The following is a 24,795-nucleotide window of genomic DNA, read 5'->3' as shown; positions in this document are numbered from 1 at the left end:
GCTCTATAGAAGAGCAAAAAAAATTATAGTTTAAAAACAGTGATGGTCGAAATTGATAAAATTGCATTAATAAAAATTGAAAACGGTCAAATATTAAGCACAAAATCGAAAGGAAAAAACAAATATTATATTCCAGGCGGAAAAAGAGAAAATAATGAAACCGACGAACAAACTCTAATTAGAGAAATTCAAGAAGAATTAAACGTTGACATAATCCCCGAATCTATTGAATACATAGGGACATTCAAAGCTCAATCAGATGGAGATACGAATGGAATCATTGTAAAGATGACATGCTACAAAGCGGATTATATTGGAATACCAAAAGAGAGCAACGAAATAGCCGAAATCAAATGGCTAAACTATACTGACTTAAATATAATATCTGAGGTTGATAAAATTATTTTTAAACACCTAAAAGAAAGTGGATTGCTAGTTTAAGAACAACTATCAAAGCATCTTTATATTTATTCTGCCAACTCAGTTTAAACTTAATCACAACGAAATATTTAACTATTAAGAAAAACTCCTATTTCATATTTATTCGTAATTTCGATTTCTCATTAAAATTACAATTACAAAATGGCATCATTTACAAAAGAAATATCTTTTCGCTGGTCAGATCTAGACCCAAACTTTCACGTTCGTCATAGTGCTTATTACGATTTTGGCGCACAGCATCGTATCGAAATTCTAGAAGAATTAGGTTTAACTTTAAGAGTAATGCAGACACAAGGTTTTGGTCCTGTTTTGTTTAGAGAAGAATGTGTTTTTAGAAAAGAATTAAAACTCTCAGACAAAATATTTATTCATACCAAAACGTCAAAAATGAAAGCCGATGCTTCACGCTGGTCTATCATCCACGAATTTAGACGTGAAGACGATACACTTTGTGCCGTTATTACTGTGGATGGCGCATGGATGGACACTAAACTAAGAAAACTAGCTTCTCCAACACCAGAAATTGCAATTCAGGCATTGAGTATTTTTCCTAAAAGCGATGATTTTGTTGGATTATAAAATTAAATCCAACTGTCTATAAAACACTAAAATCCGAAAAGCGATCACTTTTCGGATTTTTTATTTCCTTTTAAATCAAACCTATTCAAACTTCAATCCAAAATTTACCCTGTCAAAAGTAGTACTGCAAGAAATAGCAAATCGACCAATATTTACAGTCCCAAAAATTCCTTCAACACCATGTCCCGAATAAAATCCACCTGCCGAAAATCGGTTAACCTGATATTTCAAAGCAATATCATTAACCCTGCTGCTTAATTGCCCGAAAACTATAAAATTTGGAACAAACTCGTAACTGGCAAAAACCTTCGGAACCATTTTTTGATAATAATCAAAACTTTCATCCGTTTCATAATCCATACTTACAGAATGTACATTTTCTAAGTTCCCTCCCACATAAGTATTTTCTCCAAAATGATACGAAATACTAAATCCTGTAAATGTTCCTTGATAACCGCTTCGTGAATCAACATAACCTATGCCGATTGTTGCTCTAAACTTATCGCATATTTTACCAATATAACCAATATAAGTCCTGTCAATCTCAGATTTATCAATCCCGGCACCAAAAATAATATCTTCCTGACACATCGCAAGAGCATACTGAAAATAGGCCGAATATTGATCTTTATTTGCCGCAACAACGCTCCTTCCTTTATCAAGATCGATATTGGCAGATATCAAAGTAGAGTTTATAACAGCAAAATCAAATGTGTTGATTTCCTGAGCAAATGCAGAGACGGAAAGCAAGAGTATAAGTATTGTTTTTTTCATAATACCAATTTTAGCTGACAACATTCTTACACTAATTTAAAGACAATTTTCCTGTTAATAAAAGAAGTTCCTCCAAGTACCACATTACTCGTTTAAATACATTATTTTCATAATCAATATCATTTAATCGATAAAAACACAATAAATAATCGATAAATGGCTTCAAAAACAACAAAACAACTTAGAACACCTATTTTCTGATAACTTTATGACACTGTTTTTTGTATTTCAAAATGCATAACAGTAATTTTATATTTTACAATTCTTCAATCTTATCAAGAATACATTCCTTAAATATGATTCATTAATAAAATCAATAATCGTATTTTTGAAAAAGTAATTAATTAAAAACGAAACATATGTTTACTATAGAGCAAATCAAAGAGGCTCACGCCAAAGTACAAAGCGGTGCCGACTTTCCTAATTATATACAAGACCTGATTATTCTGGGCGTAAAAGGCTACGATACATTTGTACACGATGGTCATGTTGAATATTACGGAGTAAACAATTATACTGTTACTTCTGATGAAAAATACAGTCCAATTGCAATTGCTCCAACGGTTAATAAAGAGCTTTTTATTGAATTTTTAGTAAAACATCAACATGGCGAAACAGATTATATTACTTTTTGCAATCATTCTGGTCAATGCGGAATAGCAAAATGGAGAGTTGATATTATAGAAATGACCTGCACTTATTTTGATAGCGCAGAAAACAAAATTCTAATTGAGAAAATTCCAAGTTAAGCTGCCTTAGAAATGCTTGTTTTCAATAACACAAAATATTTTACAACTAAAAAAAGTATCCTTATGATGCTTTTTTTGGTTTGCTTTACAGGATTTTCACAGCAAAAAAAAGAAAAACCTAAATTTAAGGTTATTGCTTTTTATACGGCAAAAAATGATCAAGCACACATTAGCTTTATACATGAAGCTACTAAATTTATCCAAAATGGCTGCTAAACTCTCTCCAATTATAAATGCTGAAGAACTATTAAACCTGAGCAATTTATCTGAAATCATATTGATTGACGCCAGAGCAGGAATTAATGCCGAAGAAAATTTCAAAACCGAACATTTACAAGATGCTCGTTATGTTGATTTAAACAAAGATTTAGCAACAGTCGAAAATCCTGCAAACGGCGGCAGACATCCATTGCCTTCTTTCTCTAAATTTTCTGAAGTACTTTCTAAATTAGGAATTTCACCAACATCGCATATTGTCATTTATGATGATAAAAACGGTTCAAACGCCGCTTCTAGATTTTGGTGGATGCTAAAAGCAATTGGTCACGAACAAGTTCAAGTTTTAAACGGAGGTTTACAAGAAGCCATAAAAACAGGTTTCCCTGTGAGTTCTGAAATCGGATCTTTTGAAGTAGTAGAAAAATATCCTATTTCTGAATGGAAACTAAAAACAGCTGATATTGAAGAAGTAGAAAAAGCCCGAAACAACAGCGAAAATATTGTAATTGATGTAAGAGATAAAAATCGTTTTGACGGACTTACTGAACCTTTGGATTTAATTGCTGGACACATTCCGGGTGCCATAAATATTCCGTTTAGCGAAAACCTAGATGAAAATGGTCTCTTTAAATCTTCAAATACTTTAGCGGAAAAATATACAACAATTTTAAAAGACAAACCATCCGAAAATATAATTGTACATTGCGGATCAGGTGTTACGGCTTGTCACACATTATTAGCAATGGATTATGCCGGAATAGAAATTCCGAAACTTTATGTAGGATCATGGAGCGAATGGTCAAGAAATGATCGTGAAATGGCAGTGAAAAAATCAGAATAAATAGTTTTGCTGCTTTCAATAACTTTCGAGAACAGTAAAAAAGCTCAAAATACAACACAATCAACAATTTTTTAAAATACAGAAATGCAGCATTGGGATATACTTTTATCAAATCAAGTAAATAAAAAAGCTTTTATAGACAGCTTACTTTCAAGTGAAGCAAAAGGAGAATTAGCCGTTTTTAACAATCAAAAAGGGATTTTGTTCTCAGACATTGCAATTGAAAAATTCATTGAAAAAGAATATCAATATGATAGTGTCGAAGCATCTCCAGAATCACACAGACAGCTTCGTACATTTTCATCTGGAGAACGTAAAAAAGAATTTTTAAAATACTGTATCAATCAAAAACCAGATTTTATCATTTTTGATAATCCTTTTGATCATTTAGATCAAGCTTCTCGTGTAGTTTTAGCAGAATCTTTAAAAAGCTTAACAAATGAAATTGCTATTATTCAACTTCTAAATCGTACCGTTGATGTTCTTGATTTTGTTCCGAATAAAGCGCAGATTAACGACAACACCTTTGAACTTCATCCAATTTCAAAAACCGAAAATCATTTTAAAACCCTAAATACAGCCTCAATTCCTAAAGCGATTGAATCGCATTCTTTTCACGAAAGTGTATTAATTAAACTCGAAAATGTTTCTGTAAGTTACGATGAAAGAAAAATTCTCGATACTATTTCGTGGACAATAAAACAAGGTGAATTCTGGCAGTTAATTGGTCCAAATGGATCAGGAAAAAGTACTATTCTATCTTTAATCACAGGCGACAACCCAAAAGGATTTGGTCAGGATTTGTTTTTATTTGGAAGAAAAAAAGGAAGCGGCGAAAGCGTTTGGGACATCAAAAAGCAAATTGGAATCTTTGCAACTTCGATGACCGATTTGTTTCAAAAAAGCCATACACTGGAGGAAATGATTCTTTCTGGATTCTTTGATTCTATTGGACTTTACATTGAGCCAACAACACATCAAAAACAAATTGTTTCGCAATGGCTTGAAGTTATCGAAATGACACATTTAAGAAAAAAACGTTTTATAGATCTTTCGATCGGACAGCAGCGAGTGGCATTAATTGTTCGCGCCGTTTTAAAACATCCACCGTTATTAATTTTAGACGAACCTGTAGAAGGCTTAGACGACGAAAATGTAGATTTAGTAATTCAGCTAATCAACACCATCAAACAAGAAACTAATGTTACTGTATTATATGTTTCTCATCGAATTGAATCTGGACTTGCTCCTACTTCTGTATTTGAGCTTTTGCCAGCGCCAACAGGTTCTATTGGTAAAATAAAATACCATTCAGAATTAAATTAAACAAAAAAATGAGATTTAACTATTATGCAGCTGTACTTACAATACTTCTGCTTACCTCCTGCTCCAATTCAATTTCTACAGTTAGAAAAGAATATAAGCTCGCAGAAGTTTCAAAACTAAAACCAGATTGGAATATTGATTCAAAAGAATGGTTTCTAAAAAAAGATACTTTGATAGGAACTGGAGGCCCGATGCATTGGGGCGTTATACGATCAAAAAGACGTCTTCCAAAAAACTACGAAATTGATTTTAAAGCAAACATGACCAAAGAATCTTTATTTGAAATCATGTTAAACTCTGATAAAGAAAACTACATCAGAACATACTTGTATCAAATTGATCAAAATATAGTTATTGGAAAAGGAGTATACTACAAAGACAATGATGAATATGGCAAACGAGGCGGAAAAAGCCTATTTACCAAACCAATGAAATTAGAGAACAACAAATGGTATTCGATAAAAATCAGAGTCACGAACAATCAGTTGCTCTTTTCTGTAGACAATCAAACCTATTTAGAATGTTTCATAGAAAAAAGCAATCTCAGCCAACAAGGAAAACTAGGTTTCATAACCAACGGAGAAGTCAAAATAACCGATTTAAGTATCAAAACACTATAAGAAAAACTTACAGTTAAAACAAAAAAAGCTCCATCAGGAGCTTTTTTTTACTATAACAAATTGTCTAATTTTCTAATTGACAAATTATCTAATCTAATTCTCTTCGTCTTCCGTATTGTGCGACTTAACATAATTACGCCATTTTTCAATACAATCCTGAAAATCCTGAGGTAATTCCGTATCAAAACGCATCATTTCGCCTGTATTTGGATGCACAAAACCAAGTGTCTTTGCATGCAAAGCCTGACGCGGCAACGCTTTAAAACAATTCTCTATAAACTGTTTGTATTTTGTAAAAGTAGTTCCTTTCAAAATCAAATGTCCGCCATAACGTTCATCATTAAACAACGGATGTCCAATATGTTTCATATGCGCACGAATTTGATGTGTTCTTCCGGTTTCTAATCTACAAGAAATCAACGTAACATATCCAAAACGTTCCAAAACTTTATAATGTGTAATTGCAGGTTTTCCAATTTCTGGATCAGCAAAAACCGCCATTTGCATACGATCTTTTAAATGTCTTGCTAAGTTTCCTTCAATTGTACCCTCTTCTTCCGTAACATTTCCCCAAACAAGAGCAATATATTCACGTTCAGAAGTTTTAGCTTCAAATTGTTTCGCCAAATGAGTCATTGCTGCCTCTGTTTTAGCCACAACCAAAAGTCCTGATGTATCCTTATCAATTCTATGCACCAAACCCGGACGCTCGCTGCTGTTCATTGGCAGATTATCAAAATGATGTGCCAAAGCATTTACCAGCGTTCCCGTATAATTACCGTGACCAGGATGCACAACCATTCCCGGCTCTTTATTAATCAATAAAAGAGCGTCATCTTCATACACAATATTCAACGGAATATCTTCTGGCAGAATATGGTTTTCAAACGGCGGATGCGATAACATAACCGTTACAACATCAAAAGGTTTAACCTTATAATTTGATTTTACTGGAATATCATTTACAAAAATGTTTCCTTCAGTTGCAGCATTTTGAATTTTATTTCGCGTTGCATTCTGAATCAAATTCATTAAATATTTGTCAATACGCAAAAGCGCTTGACCTTTAGGGACTTCAAATCTAAAATGCTCGAATAATTCGTCTTCTAGATCTAAATTTTCAATATTATTGTTCATCTTGTGGGGTTTCAGTAGTTGGTGCAGCCGTACTGTCTGCAGCCTGACCTTCATCTTCATAAGTTGCTTTTCCGTCTCCTAAAACCAAGTCGATTTTTGAAGCCTTCAACACACGATCTCCTACTTTTAAATTTCTTCCTTTATAACGCATCTCCAAAACCATATCTTTTCCAAGATTCGGTATATAAGTAATTGTTCCCGGTTCAAGCCCTAAAGCTTTTAAAGTTGGAACCGCTTCACGATACGTTTTTTCAATTAAATCAGGAATTCTAACAGATGAGAATCCTGATGAATTAATTTTAATATATATTTTTCTTCCCACTTTTACTTTTGTTCCCGGCAATGGATCTTGCTCAACAACACTATATTTTGGAAATTCACTACGATAATCAACACTATCCAAAAGCACATAATCTAAATCCAGTTCATCCAGTTTTTGCTCTACCTGCTCCTCTGTCAGTTTAGCTAAATTTGGAACCGCGATTTCATGACCATGATCCGTGGTAAAAGTCAGCCAATGCATAAACAAATAACCTAAAACGGCAATAATAGCAGCCGCACTTAATACTTGAATAAAAAATACTCGGCTTGTTAAATACTTACGTAAACTCATAAATTTATTTTTATTAGAGGCAAAGATAAAGCTATTTCGTTTCAAAAAAAATGATAATTTTGTTTTAAACGAAATAGCTTTTAATACATGATTAGTATAAGGAGCTGTTTCCTGCTGTCCGCTGTATTCCCGATAAACAAAAACTACGGTTAAAAGCCTTGTTTTTCTAAATCGAGAGATACCGCTCCCATCAGGGCTAGGGCACTTGGTTTCAAAAGTTTAATAATGCAGCCACAATATTGTCAGGCAGAGCGGAGTCGAAACTTCCGCAAAGTGATTCAGCAAACGGTGCTTCAACTCCGCTCAGCCTGACAAACAAAACGAATAAAAAAACAATTCGTGAAAATTTGAGAAATTCGTGGCAGCCAAACAGTTAAACAAATAAACAGTTAAACGATTAAACAAATAAACATCATAAAATGAAAAACATAGCCATCATCATGGGCGGATATTCAAGCGAATATAAAATCTCGCTTATCAGCGGAAACGTTGTTTATCAATATCTTGACAAAACAAAATACAACGGATTCCGTATCCATATTTTTAAAGAAAAATGGGTATATGTAGACGAAAAGGACGCTGAATATGCGATCGATAAAAACGACTTTTCTGTAACTATAAACGATCAGAAAATTACTTTCGACTGTGTTTTCAATGCCATTCACGGAACTCCAGGTGAAGATGGATTAATGCAGGCTTATTTTGAATTATTAGGAATTCCGCAATCTTCTTGCGATTACTATCAATCAGCTTTAACATTCAATAAAAGAGATTTGTTATCTGTTTTAAAACCGTACGGAATCAAAACAGCAATTTCATATTACTTAAACAAAGGTGATGTTATCAATACCGAGGAAATCGTTAAAAAAGTAGGCTTGCCATGTTTTGTTAAACCAAACAAAGCTGGATCTAGTTTTGGAATTTCAAAAGTAAAAACAGAAGCTGAACTTCCAATCGCGATTGAAGTTGCTTACAAAGAAGACAACGAAATCATCATTGAAAGTTTCCTTGACGGAACGGAAGTTTCTGTTGGAGTAATCAATTACAAAGGCGAAATTAAAGTATTGCCAATTACCGAAATCGTATCTGATAATGATTTCTTCGATTATGAAGCCAAATACGAAGGAAAATCACAAGAAATCACACCTGCCAGAATCTCTGATGAGCTAACACAAAAAGTAAGTGATGTAGCCAAACGCGCTTACGAAGTGCTAAAAATGAAAGGATTCTCAAGAAGTGAATTTATCATTGTAGACAACGAACCGTATATGCTCGAAATGAATACAATTCCAGGTTTAACAACCGAAAGTTTGATTCCGCAGCAAGCAAGAGCAGCCGGAATTTCTCTAGAAGATTTGTTTACAAATGCAATTGAACTGGCTCTTTCTTAAAGACGCTAAGGTGCTAAGGTTCTAAGATCTTAGCACTTTATTTTTTAAACACAATATTACCACACTGAGTAAAGTCGAAGTCTTCCAAAGAACCTTTTAACCTAAAAACTCAGAATCTCAGAACCTTAGAACCTTAGAACCTTAAAAAAGATGCGAAAAGCCCTATTCCCAGGATCATTTGACCCAATTACCTTAGGTCACGAAGATATTATCAAAAGAGGAATTTCTTTATTTGATGAAATCGTAATTGCAATTGGTGTAAATGCCGAAAAAAAATACATGTTTTCATTAGAAGAAAGAAAACGTTTTATCGAAGAAACTTTCAAAGACGAACCAAAAGTCTCGGTTATCACTTATGAAGGTCTGACAATAGATCTCGCCAAAAAACAAAAAGCTGATTTCATATTAAGAGGTTTGCGTAACCCTGCCGATTTCGAATTCGAAAAAGCCATTGCACACACCAATAGAAAACTGTCTAAAATTGAAACTGTCTTTTTATTAACTGCTGCAAGCACATCATATATAAGTTCAAGCATTGTTCGTGATGTACTGCGTAATGGCGGCGAATATGAAATGCTCGTTCCAGAAGCGGTTAGAGTTAAAAAATAATTTTAGCTCCCAATATCTAAGTCATCATCAAATTAAATTTAAACAATGAAATTATACATTTCGGTTTTATTTACAATTTTATTTATAAATAGTTCTTATTCTCAAGTTAATTCAGAAATCTCATTAACCACATCACAAAGCCAAGTTTTAATAAGTAAAAAAGGGGAAACATTTCAATTAACAGACGAAGATGGAAAAATAGTAATTTCAGATATAGACAGTCTTTATCAGAAGAAAAAATCAGATTTAATTTTTATTAAGAAAAAAGGACTTTGGGGTGTTGTTTCTAATTATGGCAAGATAATGATTCCTATTAATTTTAATAAAACAGAAAGAATTTACAATGAATTCTGGGCAGTTACCAAAAATCAAAAAAAAGGAGTATTTAGTATCGCCAAAGGAGAGATACTTCCTGTAGAATTTGATAATATCGAATTCTCTCAGTCCTATAACCAAGAATTTATTGTAAAAAAAGACAACAAAAAAGGTGTATTCAATTATTTAGGAAAGGAAATAATTCCAATTGATTATGACGAGATAAAAAAGAAAAATGGCGTTCTGGTTCTTTCTAAAAACAACAAAACAAATTATTTTTTAAATAATAAAATAATTTCAGATTCTTTAGTTTTAGATAAAAGTTTTGAAATCTACGGAGACTATATCTCAGATAAAAAAACTTTCTATGTTTTCTATAAAAACAAAAAACAAGGCATCATAGACAGTGAAAACAATGTTCTTATTCAAGCAAAATATGACAATATCGAATACAAGCGCTTGATTGAAAACCCTAAAAAAGAAAATTTTTTAATAGTTAAAGAAGGAAATCTTTACGGTATGATTGATTTAAGTGAAAAAGAAATAATTCCAATTAAATATCAAAATATCGAGATAATAACTGCAGATTTTGCAGTTTTAACAATCAATAATTTAAAGCATTTTTATAATTTCAGAACTAAAAAATTAAATACCAATTTCGATTTTGAGAAATTTGATATGTACAGCAGACAATTCACAAGAATAAAAAAAGGTGATAAAGAGACATTAGTTTTAAATGACGATTTTTCCAATCTATTGTTTCCATTTATGTATGAAGACGTTTCTCAAAATGATAATCTATTTGTTGTCAAACTAAATTCTAAATATGGGCTTGTTGATAAAAATAATAAGGTAATAATTCCTATTCTTTATGAGCAATTATACATATCTTGTAACAAAGTGATTGCGCAATTAAATAATAAATACGGCATCTTATCATTAGAAAATAAAATAGTAATGCCATTCGACTATCCAAACATTGTTGGGTATTCTGAAAAAATAGAAGTAACCCAAAAAGATTTTAAAACCAAAACCTACGATTGCGACTTATTATGTATTGAAAATTGTAATTAGTCTGCCCCAAAAAACCTGTCCAAAATATAAACTTGCAATGAAACTAAATTATAAGTAATTTCGCATTTTTAAAATAAACAATAAGTAATGAGTATCGAAAGAGAATTAAACAAACGAAGCGGATCTAAATGCGAACTTTGCGGCGCTGAAGAAAACCTAAAAGCATATCAAGTATTACCAACTCAAAAAGGCGGTCTTGACGAAAGTATTTTAGCTTGTACTACCTGTATTGACCAAATTGAAAATCCAGATAACGTCGATTTAAATCACTGGAGATGTCTTAACGACAGCATGTGGAACGAAAATGTCGCTGTACAAGTTGTGGCTTGGAGAATGTTAAGCCGTATGCGTGCTGCAGGATGGCCGCAAGAATTACTTGATATGATGTATTTAGACGAAGATACACTGGCGTGGGCACAAGCTACAGGCGAAGGCGAAGACGACGAAAACAAATTGGTTCACCGTGACAGCAATGGCGTAGTTTTACAACACGGAGATTCAGTTGTTTTAATCAAAGATCTTAAAGTAAAAGGATCAAGTATGGTTGCCAAACAAGGAACCGCAGTAAGAAACATTCGTCTTGACCATGAAAATGCCGAATATATTGAAGGAAAAGTAGATGGTCAACAAATTGTGATTATCACGCAATATGTGAAGAAGATATAATTTTTTTTTAGGTTCATAGTTACAAAGAGGCAAAGTTGCAAAGGCTTTTTTTGCTTGACTTATGAAACTTGAAGCAATAAAAAAAGGCTATTCAAAATACGAATAGCCTTTTTTATTATTTTTCGGTTCTGGAAATAACTTGAAACAAATTAAACCTGAAACCTCAAACTAAAAATTATCGTTGAAATAATTTATTGATTTGCTCTTTGATCAACGGCTCAGAAACATTGTTTGTCGCAGCATCTTTATCTTTGCTTGAAACCATAAACTGAACTGTCGCTTTATCTGGAACAACGTTTCCTGTATAGTGTAACCAAATATAATTGTTTGGTAATTCTAATTTTATATCATACAATGGAGTTGCTGTAAAACCATTTACAATTATGTTGTAAAGATTTACATAATCGTTGTCAACATTTTTGAAGGTAAATTTTCTTAAACTTGATGCATCTTCATCATCGTTTTGAATACTAGTGTAATACACTGTGTATTCATCGCCAATTTTCTGAATGTAATTGTTATTTACTTTTCCTAATTTTTCAACAGGAACTGTTTCAAGAACCTTAATCTGTGCAAACGACACAAGACTAAAGAACAAAACGGCAATGGTAATAGTTCTTTTCATAATAAATTTGGGATTTATAATTTTTACAGCAACAAAAAAACACAGAAATAATGAAAAAACACCTATCAAATCGTTATTTTTTTAACATAAAATCACAAACCACAAACGCAAAATAATTAAAATACTGATATACAATTACATAAAATTAAAACTGGTAAATTACCAGCAATTTTCTGTTATTTAATATTTATTGTTCTTCTCCTCTTCTTTCTTCACCACATTACGAGCCACCTCAATTTTAAACTTTTTCCCTTTCATTTTTTCATCTTTAATATTCTTAAGCAGCTCTTTTACTTTTCCGAATTTTACTGCCGCAAACGAAACAAAATCTTTTACCTCGATAAGTCCTAAATCACCTTTTTCCAATTTCCCTTTTTGAGAAAAGAAACCAACAATATCAAACTTATTCAGTTTTGTTTTTTTACCGCCGCTAATGTAAATCGTTTGAAATTCAGGTGGTTTTGGCAGAGCTGTCGTATTCTTCACATCAAAGATTTCCATATCATAATCGATATAATCCAATTGTTTTTCACTTTCATGAACAATAACATATGCCGTTCCAGTTGCCTGCATACGTGCTGTACGTCCGTTACGATGTGTAAATTCGTCTGCTTTTAAAGGCAAATGATAATGAATAACGTGTTTCATCTCCGGAATATCCAATCCACGCGCGGCAAGATCAGTTGTAACAAGATAACTCACACTTCCATTTCTAAACTGAATCAATGCACGTTCACGCTCATCCTGATCCATTCCGCCATGATAATACGTAGCGTAAATGCCTTTTTCATTCAAAGTGTCGCTGATACGTTCTGCAGCATCACGGTGATTACAAAATATAATAGCCGATTGCGATTTTAAAGAACAAATCAAATTGAACAAACTTTCTAATTTGTCTTTTGAAGGAGACAAAATCATTTTCATAGAAAGATTAGTCTTTTCCTCTTCTTCAGGAATAAAATCTAAAACAGTTGGGTTAACCACTCTTGTATATTTTGGAATCTCAATATCAGATGTTGCCGAAACCAAAACTCTTTTATTCACTTTAGGTAATCTACCAATTATAAAAGACATCTGTTCATGAAACCCTAATTGAAGCGATTTGTCAAACTCATCCAAAATTAAAGTCTGAACCTTATCTGTTCGAAAAGTTTCCCTGTCAATATGATCTGCAATTCTTCCTGGAGTTCCAATTAAAACAGCCGGCGGATTGCTCAAATTTTTAATTTCAGTATCAATCGAGTGTCCTCCGTAACAAATATTTACTTTGTACTGCGTTCCCATTTTTTTCCAAACCTGTTCAATCTGAAGCCCTAATTCGCGCGAAGGCACTAAAATTAAACATTGAACTGAAAGTATCTCAGGCTGTAATAATTCTAAAATAGGAAGCAAAAAAGCCAATGTTTTTCCTGATCCTGTTGGAGAAAGCAATAAAACATTGTTTTCGTGCAAAATGGCATCTTGCGCCATTTCCTGCATTTCGTTTAAGCTTTCAATACCTAAATTCGAAAGTATATTGTTGGAATGGTGTTTTTTATTCATTTTGCAAAAGTAGGTAAAAAATTGTTTTAAGTTTTTTCTTGTTTCAAGTTTCAAGTTTAGATAGAAATCACAAAAAATGTTTCACGCAGATTTTGCAGATTTGAGCAGATTTCTATTTTTATTATTTAAAAAATCCTTTTTGATCAGCTCAAATCTGCAAAATCTGCGTGAAACCAAAACCGCAAAGTGATTAACCTGAAACTTGAAACAAAAAACTTATATTTGATTTTGATTAAAACCACAACCATGAAACTTTTTACCATTCTCTTTTCACTTTTTACAATAACCATTTCCGCTCAAAACAATAAAAAATACGATACCTTTTTCGAAAAAGGAAACGGAAATCAAACCGCTTCTTACCAAGAAACTATTGCCTATTATAAGCTATTGGCTGCTGATTTTCCAACGATTCAAATGAAAGAAATGGGTTTGACTGATTCTGGAGAACCTTTGCACATGATTGTTTATAATCCTGACAAGGAATTTGATTTTGATAAAATTCAGAAAAACAAAGCCGTTCTTTTTATCAATAACGGTATTCATGCCGGTGAACCCGACGGAATCGATGCCACAATGCAATTTTACAGAGATTTGGCAATAGGAAAAATAAAAGCACCAAAAAACACCGTTTTAGTTACCATTCCTGTTTACAATATTGGCGGTGCTTTAAACCGAAACTCGACTACAAGAGCCAATCAAGATGGTCCTGAAATTTATGGTTTTAGAGGAAACGCCAGAAACTATGATTTGAATCGCGATTTGATGAAATCCGACACTCGAAATACAAAAAGCTTTGTCGAAATTTTCCAAAAAATAAATCCTGATATTTTTATCGATAATCACGTAAGCAACGGTTCTGATTATCAATACAAACTAACTTATATTATGACGCAACATAATAAGCTAGGAACCGTTTTGGGTGATTTTATGAATGTCGAAATGATGCCCGCTTTGGTAAAAGATTTACAGAAAAAGAAAATTGAAACAACGCCGTATGTAGATTCTTTTAAAGATACTCCAGACAAAGGTTTTGGGCAATTTGTAGATAATCCAAGATATACAACAGGCTATACGTCGCTATTTAATACAATTGGTTTTGTCGTTGAAACACATATGTTGAAAAAATATGCCGAACGTGTAAAAATGACCTACGAATACACAAAATCGACTTTGGATTTTACCGATGCAAATTATCAAAAGATAAAAGATTTAAGAGTAAAAAATTTAGAGCAATATCAACCCAAAAAATCCTATACTTTAAAATGGGAATTGGATAGCACAAAAGCAACTACATTTTCATTTTTAGGATATGAAGCAGGTTACAAAAAAAGTGAAGCCACAACAGGAAACCGTTTGTATTATGACCGAAATAAGCCGTATAAAAAAGACGTTCCGTATATCAAAGAATTCAAGTCGGTGAAAGAAGTTGTGATTCCAACTGCTTATATTATTCCGCGCGGATATTGGAATATTATTGATCTTTTAAAGAATAACAATATCTCTTATTTTCAGCTTAAAAACGATACCATTATCGAGGTTGAAAGCTATAAAATTGCCGATTTTAAAACGGTTCCAAACGCTTACGAAGGGCATTATTTACACTACAATACCACAATAACTTCTAAAATTATAAAAATGGCTTTCGCCAAAGGGGATTATTTGGTTCCAACAAACCAAAAAGGCGTAAAATATCTCGTAGAAGCTTTTGAACCAGAAGGCGTTGATTCGTTCTTCAACTGGAATTTTTTCGATCCTATTTTGCAGCAAAAAGAACATTATTCAGAATATATTTTTGAAGATACGGCTTCGCAACTTTTAAAAGAAAATCCTTCTTTAAAAGCTGAATTAGAAGCTAAAAAACAAACTGATCGCGAATTTGCAAAAAATGCAGAAGCCCAATTAAACTGGATTTACAAACACTCTGTTTATTATGAAAAGGCACATTTGCAGTATCCTGTTTATCGAGTTTTGTAGAGTTATTTTGATAGCGCAGATTTTTTTACCACAAAGTGCGCTAATATTTTTTCTTTGATTGCTTTAGGCTTGCGATAAAATCGCAAAGCTTTGCGCGTAGAACTTTATCAAAGTTTTCGCATAAAGTTTGTCATTTCGACCAAGGAGAAATCGCACTCGTGAGTCTACAACGAAAATTACCAATCTTTGTCGAGCTTCTAGTGCGATTTCTCCTTCGTCGAAATGACAAGCAAACTCTTTCTCAATAATATTAGAAATATAAATATGGTTTACAAAAAACTAACTAATGCTAATTTTGTTATCGTTAGAAATTCCCAGCTGCGCAAATGTCTGTGACTTTGCGCCCGCAACGATAAGTCGTAAAGAGGGTAAAAAGAAAAAAGCAACTTAGAAATGAGTTGCTTTTTACTTTTAGATCCCAGACCTTTAAAATCGTTATTTGCTGTTTTCGTCTTTAATACCTTTTAGCAAAGCGTAAATTGCCATTGAATGTCCTTGTCCTAAATCAAAATCTTCTTTAAGCCAGTTTACAATTTCGCCGGCTTTTACTTCGGGTTTAAGTTTCCCGTTTAATGTAAAGTTTTTTTGTTCTGCCAAAACTCTAAATTCAGCTGGACCATTGCCCGTTTTTTCTTTAATTGTCTTTAAATACGCTTGAAATGACATAGAATTTACATTTAATAAGTTAATTTACATGTAAACGAAAATACAAATTAAATTTAATTTCTATACTCTAATATTCAGCTTATTACTACAAAAAAAAAGTCTTATATATGAAAAACAAATTTTAATCTGTTTTAACCTTCTTCTCTTCTTCAAATAATAATTTAATATTCTCGTAAGAGTTTTTTAAAGCTTCTTTGATTTGCTCAGGATTCAGCCACGCCACTTTTTCGATTCCTTCTTCAAGCTGACCTTGCGGAATGCCTTCAAAATCAGAATGCATTTCGAACCAATGCGTAACTTTGAGTTTATATTTTCCGTTGCGTTTAAAAATATGATACGTCTTTTGCAGTTTATTTGTTATTCGAAGTTGGTTTACGCCGGTTTCTTCTTCAACTTCGCGCATTGCGGTTGCTTCGATCTCCTCGCCTTTCTCGATACCGCCTTTTGGCAAGTCCCATTTTCCGTTTCTGAAGATAAATAAAACCTCTCCTTTTTTATTGTAAACAAAACCGCCTCCCGCTTTATTTACAGGGATTTTGGCTTTAAGAGTCTTCATAATCTCCTTTTCGTCAGGATGATACAAATAAGCCTTTTGAATTTTATTTTGAAACATTTTGACAATAAGCTGCTCAATATCAATACTCTCTAACAAGAATAATTGAAAATCGGTCTCTCTTGAGATTTCATTTGTCAAAAAAAGTGGTTTGTCGTTCACAAAAACTTTATACATTTGTACTATGATTTTTAATAAAGATACTGCCGAAAAAACAGCCGAATTGCTTTTGCAAATAAATGCAATTAAATTGAATCCCGAAAATCCTTTTACATGGGCTTCTGGTTGGAAATCTCCTATTTACTGCGATAATAGGTTAATTCTTTCATTTCCAAGCATCCGAAATTACGTTCGTGATGAGTTTGCGAAAAACATTGAAAAACAATTTGGAAAACCTGACGTAATTGCCGGTGTTGCTACTGGAGCGATTGGAGTTGGTATTCTGGTTGCTGAAAGTCTTGGACTGCCGTTTGTATATGTGCGTCCAGAAGCAAAAAAGCACGGAAGACAAAATCAAGTTGAAGGTTTTTTACAAAAAGGACAAAATGTTGTTGTTGTTGAAGATTTAATTAGTACCGGAAACAGCAGTCTAATGGCTGTTGAAGCTTTACGCAATGAAGGTGCAAACATTAAAGGTATGGCAGCGATTTTTACTTACGGCTTTAATGTTGCCGAAGAAAATTTCAAAAACGCTAATATCGATTTGTATACATTAAGCAATTATGAAAACCTGCTTGATTTAGCTGTTCAAAAACAATATATTACCGAAGATCAACAATCGACTTTGCTTGAATGGAACGAAAGTCCATCAACTTGGGGACAACCTGAATAGATTTTAGATTTTAGATTTTAGATTTTAGATTTTAGATTTTAGATTTTAGATTTTAGATTTTAGATTTTAGATTTTAGATTTTCTAAAAAATCGCTCCGCTCTTTTTTTAATTCCAGCTTTGCGAACTTAAATAAAGTCAAAGTAACATAAAAAACCTTGTGTCCTTTGCGGTAAAAAAACATTTGCAGTAAAAAACAAATAACAAAACAAAAAAAATATGAACTTAGAAAGTCCAAAAGTTACAGTTCAGAAATCAGCTCAGGATCTATTTGATTTATTGACTGATGTTAAGAATTTCGAAAAATTAATGCCTGATAATATTGCTAAATTTGAAGTAATTGGTGAAGACGCTTTTATTTTTGGATTGAAAGGTATGCCGGAAATCAAACTTAAAATGAAAGAAAAAACAGCTCCAAACAAAATTGTTTTGGGCGCTGCAAGCGATAAACTTCCGTTTACTTTAGTTTCAAATATTGACAGTGTTTCTGATTCAGAAAGCGCTGTTCAATTAGTATTTGATGGTGAATTTAACGCCATGATGGGAATGATGATCAAAGGACCTATCAGCAAGTTTATTGAAACTTTAGCAACAAATATGACGAAACTTTAATAATGGTGAATTATTAATTGTGAATTATAAATGAAAAGTCCAATCGAAATGATTGGACTTTTTTTTGTCATATCAATTTAAAACCTCAGTCCCGAAGCCTCGGGATAGTTACTCAGAGCCTCAGAACCTTCCAAAAAAAAACATTTCATCCTCAAAAAAATACAGTTCAGTACAATAAATTATTACAAAATAAATTATTGCCCGAAGTTTGATCCATCAAAACTAACAAACCACAAAATGGAATCAACTATTAAGATCTTAATTTACATTCACGCTTTTTTTGGCGGAATTGGGCTAATTACTGGAATTGGAAGTATCATCGTTAAAAAAGGCGGTGTATTACACAAAAGAATGGGGAAACTTTTCTCTATCGGAATGATTACTAGTTCGCTTATCTCTGTTCCGATCTGCTGGATGCCAAAACATCAAAACATTTTTTTATTCTTAATTGGCTTATTTACCATTTATCTGGTTATTTCTGGAAATCGAGCCTTAACTTTTAAACACAAACAAAAAGCTGATTTTACAGACAAACTAATTTCAGGAAGTATGTTATTCTTTTCTGTACTAATGATTTCTATTGGATTGTATTGCCAATTAAACGCTATTGCAAATGGTATTTTATTTACTTTCTTTGGCGCTTTTGGATTTTACATGACTGTAAAAGATTTTATTTTCTTCAAAAACGTTTCAGAAATAAAGAAAAAATGGCTGTCAAAACATATTGGCAAAATGATTGGCGCATTGATTGCCTCTATAACAGCTTTTATAGTGGCTGGAATTGGGTTAGGAAATATCATTACATGGATGGCACCCTCTATTTTAGGAACAATCTATATCATGCATTGGAATAGAAAAATAGCGCCAAAAAACACAAAAGTATTAGAGGTTTAAAAACAAAATAAAGATTCAGCAAATAAAAAAAACCTCTGCACCTTTGCCACTTTCAACCTTTGCACCTATCAGTAAAGCATCTGTATTTCCTTAATATCAAATTCTGAAACGGAATCATCTTCTAACAAAACCTGCAATTTACCAACTGAAGATACTCCTTGAATAATTCCCATGAAATTATGTCCCGATGTTTTTGGATTAAGGTCTTTAAAAGGCATTGGAACTCCTTTTCGAAACAAGAAATTAAAATAATCGTCCCAGAAAAATGAAGCTGATGACTGCCATAAATCTATTTTCTGCTTCATTTTTTCAACGATCAAAACAACTAAAGATTCTTTATCGAAAGTATTCCCAGAAATAACGGCAAGAGAAGAAGCATTTGGCAATTCATCATAATTAGTTTGATTAACATTCAACCCTAATCCGACAACTGACACGATTCTGCCATCACTTTTTAAGGTATTTTCGATAAGTATGCCACCTACTTTTTTATTATATGACATAATGTCGTTTGGCCATTTTATAGATAATTCAGGAATATTTAATTCTTTTAAGACTTCTAAAACACTTAAAGAAACGACAATGCTTAAATTAAAAACTCGTTCATAATCAAACACAAAATCCTTCACCAAGACACTCATAATTAAGTTTTTACCTATCTCAGACTCCCACTTCGCTCCCATTTGTCCTTTGCCTTTTGTTTGATTTTCAGCAGTTACGACCATAAAATTCTCCAGTTCATCTTGACTTGACAATGATTTTAAGAAATCATTTGTAGAATCTATGGCATCGAGTTTGATTAGTTTCATCTAAGTAATTTAAATAACTTAATTTAATATTTTGTTAAGCATCAAAAATAATCACAAAATTTGGTAACTTTACAAATTCATATAAAATAATTCATGGCGAAAAAGACTATTAATAATGATGTTCTATTGGCGAACATAATCAAAGGGATTGAAGAAGTAAAAGGAAATGACATCGATATTCTTGACTTAAGAGATATAGATACGGCGGTTTGCGACTATTTTGTAATTTGCAACGGAACCTCAAATACCCAAGTTAACGCCATTGTCAACTCAATTCAAAAAACAGTTTCTAAAGATTTAAAAGACAAACCTTGGCACGTAGAAGGAACCGATAATGCAGAATGGGTTCTAATGGATTATGTGCACATCGTGGTACATGTTTTCCAGAAGCACATTCGTGAATACTACAATATCGAGAGTCTTTGGGGTGATGCCAAAATAACTACAATCGAAAACAAATACTAAAGAAAATTTTTTCTAATGGCTAAAGATAATAATCCAAATCCGAGTAAATTTAAAATAAGTCCTTGGTTAATATACACCGCAATACTTCTAGTTTTTTTATTTATAAGTTTTGCAACCGGTGGATCAAGTATGAGCGAACCTGCTCAATTAACTTCATCTAAATTCAATACTTTATTAGAGAAAGGTCAAATTGAAAAAGTTATCGTTTATAACAAAGCCGAGGCCGAAGTTTACTTAACTCAAGCAGCTCTTAAAGATGCTGCAAATAAAAAAGTTTCTAAAGATATTTTTGAAAGACCAAACAAAGGTCCACACTATACTTTGGAAATTGGTAACGATCAAATCTTTCAAACAAAACTTGAAAAAGCAGTTGGCGAAGGCAAACTGAAAGATTTCAATTTCTTGCAAAAAAACAACTGGAGCGACATTTTAATCAGTCTGCTTCCAATTATCATCATTATTGGTGTATGGATTTTTATTATGCGTAAAATGTCAGGCGGTGCTGGAGGCGGCGGCGGACAAATTTTTAACATTGGAAAATCAAAAGCTAAACTTTTTGATGAGAAAACAGATATCAAAACTACATTTAAAGATGTTGCTGGTTTAGAAGGTGCAAAAGAAGAAATACAAGAAATTGTAGAATTCCTTAAAAACCCTGAAAAATACACTAATCTAGGAGGTAAAATCCCTAAAGGAGCTTTACTTGTAGGACCTCCAGGAACTGGTAAAACATTATTAGCTAAAGCTGTTGCCGGTGAAGCGCAAGTTCCATTTTTCTCATTATCAGGTTCTGATTTCGTAGAAATGTTTGTTGGAGTTGGTGCATCACGTGTACGTGACTTATTTAAACAAGCTAAAGAAAAATCTCCTGCTATTATCTTTATTGATGAAATTGACGCCGTTGGTAGAGCAAGAGGAAAAAGCAATATGTCTGGCGGAAATGACGAAAGAGAAAATACTCTGAACCAACTATTAACTGAAATGGATGGTTTTGGTACCAACTCTAACGTGATTGTTTTGGCTGCAACCAACAGAGCTGATGTACTTGACAAAGCTTTAATGCGTGCAGGTCGTTTTGACAGACAAATTTTTGTTGACTTACCAGACATTCGCGAAAGAGCAGAGATTTTTGCAGTGCATTTAGCTCCAATTAAAAAAGTTGAAGGTCTTGATTTAGATTTCTTAGCAAAACAAACTCCTGGATTCTCAGGTGCTGATATTGCAAACGTGTGTAACGAAGCCGCTTTAATTGCAGCTCGTAATAACAAAACTGCAGTTGACAGACAAGATTTCCTTGATGCTGTAGATAGAATTATTGGTGGTTTAGAAAAGAAAAACAAAATTATCACTCCAGACGAAAAGAGAGCAATTGCTATTCACGAAGCGGGTCACGCTACTGTAAGCTGGATGCTGGAACACGCAGCACCACTTATTAAGGTAACTATTGTACCTCGCGGACAAAGTTTAGGAGCGGCATGGTACTTACCAGAAGAAAGACAAATCGTAAGAACAGATCAAATGTTGGACGAAATGTGTGCTACTATGGGAGGAAGAGCTGCTGAAAAAGTAACTTTTGACAGAATTTCTACTGGCGCATTAAGCGATTTAGAAAAAGTAACACGTCAAGCTCGTGCTATGGTAACGATTTACGGTTTGAATGATAAAATCGGAAATGTTACTTATTATGATTCAAGCGGACAAAGTGAATACAATTTCTCAAAACCATATTCTGACGAAACTGCTAAAATTATTGACAAAGAAATTTCAGAATTAATTGAAGGTCAATACCAAAGAGCAATTGAGATTCTTGAAGAAAACAAAGACAAGTTAAATCAGCTTGCTGATATCTTAATAGAAAAAGAAGTTATCTTTAAAGACGACTTAGAAGCAATTTTCGGAAAACGTACTTTTGATAAAAATTTAGAAGAAGTGGTTTCGTAAATTAATCAGGAAATATGTAATATTTTTTAAAATCTTAATTCAAAATAGCCTTTTGAATTAAGATTTTTTTATCTTTGAACGTTTTCAATTAACATGTAAAGCATTTCATATAAAAATGAATTTTTTCAAAAAAATATTTGGGTCCAGTGAATCCGCTTCTGACGAAGAACATGAAAGTGAATATGGAGGAAATCCAGTCCAAAATAGTCATTTGTCTCTTGACGAACAATTCATTTTCAATTTCAAAAAAAATGGCGGAAAATTCTTGTATTGCGAAAACAACCAAGAACTTGCTGAACAGTTTGAAAATATCCTTGAAGAGAATGATTGGTTTGAGAGTGAAGTACTATGCTACGAACCAGCTCTATTTAATTTATTAGATGAAAATAAATTATTTTATACTGCACCAGCTAAACCAAAGTTTCTTTTAGCGGTATGTGAAAATCTTATAGCCGATGAGGGTTCTATTTTATTTTCATCAAAACAAATTAGACAAAACAAACCAAACGAGTTACCGGCAAACATTGTAATTATTGCCACTACAAGTCAAATTCTACCTATGAAAAGTGATGGTTTAACAGCCATTAAACGTAAATACGATAGAGATATTCCAACTAATATTACCACAATAAAATATTTCGAAAAAGCAAAAGAAGAAGATTTTACGCAATACGGAAGTGTTGCCAAGAATTTATATTTACTGCTCTTAGAAGATCTTTAAGATGAATGAAACACTCAAGAGAACCATTTCTGGTGCTGTTTATATTGCTCTGTTATTAACTTCAATCTTGTTTTCGACTGAAAGCTTTATCCTCCTTTTTGGCATTTTTCTAGTTATTACGATTTATGAGTTTTCTAACTTAGTAAATCTCAATAAAGTCTTTTCAATTTTATTTGGAACCTTGCTTTACAGCGCCATAGTACTTGTGAGCCATTACGGTAAACAAACGGCCGCTTACTTAAACAATTTATTCAAATCAAATTTAAACTTAGAACTCAATATACAGCAGTTAGACCTAGTGCTTCTTGCTGTTACAATTGTGGTTTCAATTAAATGTATTCTATTCTTATTTTACGACTCCGTTCAAAAAGTAAGCATCTCTTCTAAATACTTATATTTATTAGGTTACATTACACTTCCTTTTGTTTTTATTGTCAAAATTTCCTTTGGAACTAATGATTATAACCCAAAAATCATCCTTGGCTTATTCATCTTAATCTGGACAAATGACACTTTCGCTTATTTAGTTGGAAAATCGATGGGAAAACACAAACTTTTTGAGCGTGTTTCGCCTAAAAAAACAATTGAAGGATTTCTTGGCGGAGCTGTATTTGCCGCTTTTGCAGGTTTCTTGATTTCAAAATTATACATTCAGCCCAATCCAGCTTTTAGCGCAAAATCTATTTTAATATGGACTATAATCGCTTTAATTGTAAGTGTTTTTGGCACTATTGGTGATTTGATTGAATCAAAATTTAAAAGAATTGCAGGCGTAAAAGACAGCGGTTCTATCATGCCGGGACACGGCGGTATCTTAGATCGATTAGATAGTGTTATATTTGTAGCACCAATTATATTTTTATTTTATCAAATTTTATATTATGTTTCATAAAGAAGGAGCCCCATCTATTTTATTAGGAACAGTTTTTACTGTTGCCGTACTTGTAATTGCTGATAGATTTATAGATATCAATTGGCTGAGAATGCTTGTTCAAATAGCAGCATTATTGATTTTAATTATCATCTTACAATTTTTTAGAAACCCAAAAAGAATTGCGGTTAGAAACAGCGATCATATTCTTGCTCCTGTTGACGGAAAAGTGGTAGTTATTGAAGAAGTTTATGAAGGAGAATATTTTAAAGACAAACGTTTACAAGTTTCTATCTTTATGTCGCCAATAAACGTTCACGTTACACGTTACGCAATGGACGGAATTATTAAATTCAGCAAATACCACCCTGGTAAATTTTTGGTTGCATGGCACCCAAAAGCTAGTGAAGAAAACGAAAGAACAACTGTGGTAATCGAAAATGATACTTTTGGTCAAGTATTATACAGACAAATCGCAGGTGCTTTGGCAAGAAGAATTGTAAATTACGCTCAAGAAGGAATGCAGGTTATTCAAGGTACTGATGCCGGGTTTATAAAATTTGGTTCGAGAGTAGATTTATTTTTACCTTTAGGTACGCCAATTAATGTGGTTCTGGACCAAAAAGCAATTGGCGGAAAAACTATTATCGCTACAAAAGCTTAAATGACAAAAAAAGATTTAGATACTCGTTTTTCAGAGGCTGTTGAAACTGCTCTAAAAATGACTCAAGCCTCACTGCCGCAAGATGTGCAGCTAAGACTTTATGCCTATTACAAACAAGCAACTTTTGGAACTGCTGTGTACAATCAATCTGAAAATTTTGATTTACGAGATGCTTTCAAAACCAATGCCTGGATGCAGATTAGTCATATTTCTGTTGATGAAGCTAAAGAGTGTTATATCGAGATCATCAATTCATTAACATCAAAATAAATTA

At 32.8% G+C, this 24,795-nt stretch carries 28 protein-coding genes; 20 read left to right on the top strand and 8 right to left on the bottom strand.

Annotated features, from left to right (window positions below):
• Positions 1-42: 42 nt before the first annotated feature.
• Both ACHRV0_RS09770 and ACHRV0_RS09765 read left to right on the top strand, forming a co-directional pair.
• Positions 43-441: an NUDIX domain-containing protein gene (locus tag ACHRV0_RS09770; RefSeq protein ID WP_395440719.1), complete on the top strand. Its 399-nt coding sequence runs from the start codon at positions 43-45 to the stop codon at positions 439-441.
• 141 nt (positions 442-582) lie between these two features.
• A complete protein-coding gene (locus ACHRV0_RS09765) occupies positions 583-1,020 on the top strand; it encodes a thioesterase family protein (protein ID WP_089052291.1) in 438 nt (145 codons plus the stop codon).
• 81 nt (positions 1,021-1,101) lie between these two features.
• On the opposite strand, the gene ACHRV0_RS09760 is transcribed toward ACHRV0_RS09765, so the two are convergent.
• Entirely contained in the window at positions 1,102-1,794 is a 693-nt protein-coding gene (locus ACHRV0_RS09760) for a hypothetical protein (protein ID WP_089058179.1), read from the bottom strand.
• A gap of 359 nt (positions 1,795-2,153) precedes the next feature.
• Between ACHRV0_RS09760 and ACHRV0_RS09755 the strand changes: the two genes are divergently transcribed.
• From ACHRV0_RS09755 to ACHRV0_RS09740, 4 genes are all read left to right on the top strand, one after another.
• Complete coding sequence (locus tag ACHRV0_RS09755) at positions 2,154-2,543, top strand: DUF1398 domain-containing protein (RefSeq protein ID WP_395440718.1); 390 nt, start codon at positions 2,154-2,156, stop codon at positions 2,541-2,543.
• Between the two features lie 205 nt (positions 2,544-2,748).
• The gene (locus ACHRV0_RS09750; protein ID WP_395440717.1) at positions 2,749-3,603 is read left to right on the top strand and encodes a sulfurtransferase; all 855 of its coding nucleotides are present in this window, start codon (positions 2,749-2,751) and stop codon (positions 3,601-3,603) included.
• 84 nt (positions 3,604-3,687) lie between these two features.
• Complete coding sequence (locus ACHRV0_RS09745; RefSeq protein ID WP_395440716.1) at positions 3,688-4,929, top strand: ATP-binding cassette domain-containing protein; 1,242 nt, start codon at positions 3,688-3,690, stop codon at positions 4,927-4,929.
• An 8-nt stretch (positions 4,930-4,937) separates the two neighbouring features.
• Complete coding sequence (locus ACHRV0_RS09740; RefSeq protein WP_395440715.1) at positions 4,938-5,549, top strand: hypothetical protein; 612 nt, start codon at positions 4,938-4,940, stop codon at positions 5,547-5,549.
• Between the two features lie 93 nt (positions 5,550-5,642).
• On the opposite strand, the gene ACHRV0_RS09735 is transcribed toward ACHRV0_RS09740, so the two are convergent.
• The gene (locus tag ACHRV0_RS09735; protein ID WP_395440714.1) at positions 5,643-6,686 is read right to left on the bottom strand and encodes an RluA family pseudouridine synthase; all 1,044 of its coding nucleotides are present in this window, start codon (positions 6,684-6,686) and stop codon (positions 5,643-5,645) included.
• Positions 6,676-7,299, bottom strand: a complete 624-nt coding sequence (locus tag ACHRV0_RS09730) for a PASTA domain-containing protein (protein ID WP_089052298.1) — start codon at positions 7,297-7,299, stop codon at positions 6,676-6,678. Before ACHRV0_RS09730 ends, ACHRV0_RS09735 begins: the two co-directional genes overlap by 11 nt.
• Positions 7,300-7,718: 419 nt before the next feature.
• Between ACHRV0_RS09730 and ACHRV0_RS09725 the strand changes: the two genes are divergently transcribed.
• The 4 genes from ACHRV0_RS09725 (at position 7,719) to ACHRV0_RS09710 (ending at position 11,354) form a co-directional block, all read left to right on the top strand.
• On the top strand, positions 7,719-8,690 hold the full coding sequence (locus tag ACHRV0_RS09725) for a D-alanine--D-alanine ligase (protein ID WP_089058125.1): 972 nt from the start codon (positions 7,719-7,721) through the stop codon (positions 8,688-8,690).
• Positions 8,691-8,840: 150 nt separating this feature from the next.
• A complete protein-coding gene (gene coaD, locus ACHRV0_RS09720) occupies positions 8,841-9,299 on the top strand; it encodes a pantetheine-phosphate adenylyltransferase (RefSeq protein ID WP_089052301.1) in 459 nt (152 codons plus the stop codon).
• Between the two features lie 45 nt (positions 9,300-9,344).
• The gene (locus tag ACHRV0_RS09715; protein ID WP_395440713.1) at positions 9,345-10,688 is read left to right on the top strand and encodes a WG repeat-containing protein; all 1,344 of its coding nucleotides are present in this window, start codon (positions 9,345-9,347) and stop codon (positions 10,686-10,688) included.
• An 87-nt stretch (positions 10,689-10,775) separates the two neighbouring features.
• A complete protein-coding gene (locus ACHRV0_RS09710; RefSeq protein ID WP_395440712.1) occupies positions 10,776-11,354 on the top strand; it encodes a PhnA domain-containing protein in 579 nt (192 codons plus the stop codon).
• 175 nt (positions 11,355-11,529) lie between these two features.
• On the opposite strand, the gene ACHRV0_RS09705 is transcribed toward ACHRV0_RS09710, so the two are convergent.
• Both ACHRV0_RS09705 and ACHRV0_RS09700 read right to left on the bottom strand, forming a co-directional pair.
• Complete coding sequence (locus ACHRV0_RS09705) at positions 11,530-11,979, bottom strand: hypothetical protein (protein ID WP_089052446.1); 450 nt, start codon at positions 11,977-11,979, stop codon at positions 11,530-11,532.
• Between the two features lie 180 nt (positions 11,980-12,159).
• Entirely contained in the window at positions 12,160-13,521 is a 1,362-nt protein-coding gene (locus tag ACHRV0_RS09700; protein ID WP_395440711.1) for a DEAD/DEAH box helicase, read from the bottom strand.
• 246 nt (positions 13,522-13,767) lie between these two features.
• On the opposite strand from ACHRV0_RS09700, the gene ACHRV0_RS09695 reads away from it, so the two are divergent.
• Entirely contained in the window at positions 13,768-15,495 is a 1,728-nt protein-coding gene (locus tag ACHRV0_RS09695; RefSeq protein WP_395440710.1) for a M14 family metallopeptidase, read from the top strand.
• 435 nt (positions 15,496-15,930) lie between these two features.
• Here ACHRV0_RS09695 and ACHRV0_RS09690 read toward each other — a convergent pair whose 3' ends face one another.
• Positions 15,931-16,161, bottom strand: a complete 231-nt coding sequence (locus tag ACHRV0_RS09690; RefSeq protein ID WP_395440709.1) for a DUF4287 domain-containing protein — start codon at positions 16,159-16,161, stop codon at positions 15,931-15,933.
• Between the two features lie 121 nt (positions 16,162-16,282).
• Complete coding sequence (locus tag ACHRV0_RS09685; RefSeq protein ID WP_395440708.1) at positions 16,283-16,891, bottom strand: NUDIX hydrolase; 609 nt, start codon at positions 16,889-16,891, stop codon at positions 16,283-16,285.
• Positions 16,892-16,898: 7 nt separating this feature from the next.
• Between ACHRV0_RS09685 and pyrE the strand changes: the two genes are divergently transcribed.
• From pyrE to ACHRV0_RS09670, 3 genes are all read left to right on the top strand, one after another.
• Entirely contained in the window at positions 16,899-17,546 is a 648-nt protein-coding gene (pyrE, locus tag ACHRV0_RS09680; RefSeq protein WP_089052308.1) for an orotate phosphoribosyltransferase, read from the top strand.
• A gap of 217 nt (positions 17,547-17,763) precedes the next feature.
• Positions 17,764-18,156 carry an orotate phosphoribosyltransferase gene (locus ACHRV0_RS09675; protein ID WP_089052309.1) on the top strand — a complete coding sequence of 131 codons (393 nt, stop codon included), beginning with the start codon at positions 17,764-17,766 and terminating at the stop codon, positions 18,154-18,156.
• Positions 18,157-18,393: 237 nt separating this feature from the next.
• On the top strand, positions 18,394-19,050 hold the full coding sequence (locus ACHRV0_RS09670) for a hypothetical protein (protein ID WP_395440707.1): 657 nt from the start codon (positions 18,394-18,396) through the stop codon (positions 19,048-19,050).
• Between the two features lie 68 nt (positions 19,051-19,118).
• Here the strand turns inward: ACHRV0_RS09670 and ACHRV0_RS09665 are convergent, their stop codons facing one another.
• Positions 19,119-19,859: a biotin--[acetyl-CoA-carboxylase] ligase gene (locus ACHRV0_RS09665; RefSeq protein ID WP_395440706.1), complete on the bottom strand. Its 741-nt coding sequence runs from the start codon at positions 19,857-19,859 to the stop codon at positions 19,119-19,121.
• Between the two features lie 93 nt (positions 19,860-19,952).
• On the opposite strand from ACHRV0_RS09665, the gene rsfS reads away from it, so the two are divergent.
• From rsfS to ACHRV0_RS09635, 6 genes are all read left to right on the top strand, one after another.
• Positions 19,953-20,324: a ribosome silencing factor gene (gene rsfS, locus ACHRV0_RS09660; protein ID WP_026729351.1), complete on the top strand. Its 372-nt coding sequence runs from the start codon at positions 19,953-19,955 to the stop codon at positions 20,322-20,324.
• A 15-nt stretch (positions 20,325-20,339) separates the two neighbouring features.
• Complete coding sequence (ftsH, locus tag ACHRV0_RS09655) at positions 20,340-22,265, top strand: ATP-dependent zinc metalloprotease FtsH (RefSeq protein WP_089052312.1); 1,926 nt, start codon at positions 20,340-20,342, stop codon at positions 22,263-22,265.
• A 115-nt stretch (positions 22,266-22,380) separates the two neighbouring features.
• Positions 22,381-22,986, top strand: coding sequence for a lactate utilization protein B/C (locus ACHRV0_RS09650; protein ID WP_395440705.1), 606 nt, complete (start codon positions 22,381-22,383; stop codon positions 22,984-22,986).
• A 1-nt stretch (position 22,987) separates the two neighbouring features.
• The gene (locus tag ACHRV0_RS09645) at positions 22,988-23,878 is read left to right on the top strand and encodes a phosphatidate cytidylyltransferase (RefSeq protein ID WP_129024446.1); all 891 of its coding nucleotides are present in this window, start codon (positions 22,988-22,990) and stop codon (positions 23,876-23,878) included.
• Positions 23,868-24,521 (top strand): phosphatidylserine decarboxylase family protein, encoded by a 654-nt coding sequence (locus ACHRV0_RS09640; RefSeq protein ID WP_089052315.1) that lies wholly within the window; start codon positions 23,868-23,870, stop codon positions 24,519-24,521. Before ACHRV0_RS09645 ends, ACHRV0_RS09640 begins: the two co-directional genes overlap by 11 nt.
• A complete protein-coding gene (locus ACHRV0_RS09635) occupies positions 24,522-24,791 on the top strand; it encodes an acyl-CoA-binding protein (RefSeq protein ID WP_089052316.1) in 270 nt (89 codons plus the stop codon).
• Positions 24,792-24,795 lie beyond the last annotated feature (4 nt).

The organism is Flavobacterium sp. FlaQc-30 (assembly GCF_044005885.1).
In the GTDB taxonomy this organism is placed as follows: Bacteria; Bacteroidota; Bacteroidia; order Flavobacteriales; family Flavobacteriaceae; genus Flavobacterium.
This window is presented reverse-complemented; position numbering and strand designations above follow the sequence as displayed.

Excerpts from the sequence above, each read along its gene's own strand:
- ACHRV0_RS09725 (WP_089058125.1), top strand. The coding sequence starts at position 7,719 with ATGAAAAACATAGCCATCATCATGGGCGGATATTCAAGCGAATATAAA.
- ACHRV0_RS09770 (WP_395440719.1), top strand. The coding sequence starts at position 43 with ATGGTCGAAATTGATAAAATTGCATTAATAAAAATTGAAAACGGTCAA.
- ACHRV0_RS09670 (WP_395440707.1), top strand. The coding sequence starts at position 18,394 with ATGGAATCAACTATTAAGATCTTAATTTACATTCACGCTTTTTTTGGC.
- coaD (WP_089052301.1), top strand. The coding sequence starts at position 8,841 with ATGCGAAAAGCCCTATTCCCAGGATCATTTGACCCAATTACCTTAGGT.
- ACHRV0_RS09730 (WP_089052298.1), bottom strand. The coding sequence starts at position 7,299 with ATGAGTTTACGTAAGTATTTAACAAGCCGAGTATTTTTTATTCAAGTA.
- ACHRV0_RS09715 (WP_395440713.1), top strand. The coding sequence starts at position 9,345 with ATGAAATTATACATTTCGGTTTTATTTACAATTTTATTTATAAATAGT.
- ACHRV0_RS09665 (WP_395440706.1), bottom strand. The coding sequence starts at position 19,859 with ATGAAACTAATCAAACTCGATGCCATAGATTCTACAAATGATTTCTTA.
- ACHRV0_RS09750 (WP_395440717.1), top strand. The coding sequence starts at position 2,749 with ATGGCTGCTAAACTCTCTCCAATTATAAATGCTGAAGAACTATTAAAC.
- ACHRV0_RS09690 (WP_395440709.1), bottom strand. The coding sequence starts at position 16,161 with ATGTCATTTCAAGCGTATTTAAAGACAATTAAAGAAAAAACGGGCAAT.
- ACHRV0_RS09740 (WP_395440715.1), top strand. The coding sequence starts at position 4,938 with ATGAGATTTAACTATTATGCAGCTGTACTTACAATACTTCTGCTTACC.
- ACHRV0_RS09650 (WP_395440705.1), top strand. The coding sequence starts at position 22,381 with ATGAATTTTTTCAAAAAAATATTTGGGTCCAGTGAATCCGCTTCTGAC.
- ACHRV0_RS09640 (WP_089052315.1), top strand. The coding sequence starts at position 23,868 with ATGTTTCATAAAGAAGGAGCCCCATCTATTTTATTAGGAACAGTTTTT.
- ACHRV0_RS09675 (WP_089052309.1), top strand. The coding sequence starts at position 17,764 with ATGAACTTAGAAAGTCCAAAAGTTACAGTTCAGAAATCAGCTCAGGAT.
- ACHRV0_RS09735 (WP_395440714.1), bottom strand. The coding sequence starts at position 6,686 with ATGAACAATAATATTGAAAATTTAGATCTAGAAGACGAATTATTCGAG.
- ACHRV0_RS09685 (WP_395440708.1), bottom strand. The coding sequence starts at position 16,891 with ATGTATAAAGTTTTTGTGAACGACAAACCACTTTTTTTGACAAATGAA.
- ACHRV0_RS09705 (WP_089052446.1), bottom strand. The coding sequence starts at position 11,979 with ATGAAAAGAACTATTACCATTGCCGTTTTGTTCTTTAGTCTTGTGTCG.
- rsfS (WP_026729351.1), top strand. The coding sequence starts at position 19,953 with ATGGCGAAAAAGACTATTAATAATGATGTTCTATTGGCGAACATAATC.
- ACHRV0_RS09765 (WP_089052291.1), top strand. The coding sequence starts at position 583 with ATGGCATCATTTACAAAAGAAATATCTTTTCGCTGGTCAGATCTAGAC.
- ACHRV0_RS09700 (WP_395440711.1), bottom strand. The coding sequence starts at position 13,521 with ATGAATAAAAAACACCATTCCAACAATATACTTTCGAATTTAGGTATT.
- ACHRV0_RS09760 (WP_089058179.1), bottom strand. The coding sequence starts at position 1,794 with ATGAAAAAAACAATACTTATACTCTTGCTTTCCGTCTCTGCATTTGCT.
- ACHRV0_RS09635 (WP_089052316.1), top strand. The coding sequence starts at position 24,522 with ATGACAAAAAAAGATTTAGATACTCGTTTTTCAGAGGCTGTTGAAACT.
- ACHRV0_RS09755 (WP_395440718.1), top strand. The coding sequence starts at position 2,154 with ATGTTTACTATAGAGCAAATCAAAGAGGCTCACGCCAAAGTACAAAGC.
- ACHRV0_RS09645 (WP_129024446.1), top strand. The coding sequence starts at position 22,988 with ATGAATGAAACACTCAAGAGAACCATTTCTGGTGCTGTTTATATTGCT.
- ACHRV0_RS09710 (WP_395440712.1), top strand. The coding sequence starts at position 10,776 with ATGAGTATCGAAAGAGAATTAAACAAACGAAGCGGATCTAAATGCGAA.
- pyrE (WP_089052308.1), top strand. The coding sequence starts at position 16,899 with ATGATTTTTAATAAAGATACTGCCGAAAAAACAGCCGAATTGCTTTTG.
- ftsH (WP_089052312.1), top strand. The coding sequence starts at position 20,340 with ATGGCTAAAGATAATAATCCAAATCCGAGTAAATTTAAAATAAGTCCT.
- ACHRV0_RS09695 (WP_395440710.1), top strand. The coding sequence starts at position 13,768 with ATGAAACTTTTTACCATTCTCTTTTCACTTTTTACAATAACCATTTCC.
- ACHRV0_RS09745 (WP_395440716.1), top strand. The coding sequence starts at position 3,688 with ATGCAGCATTGGGATATACTTTTATCAAATCAAGTAAATAAAAAAGCT.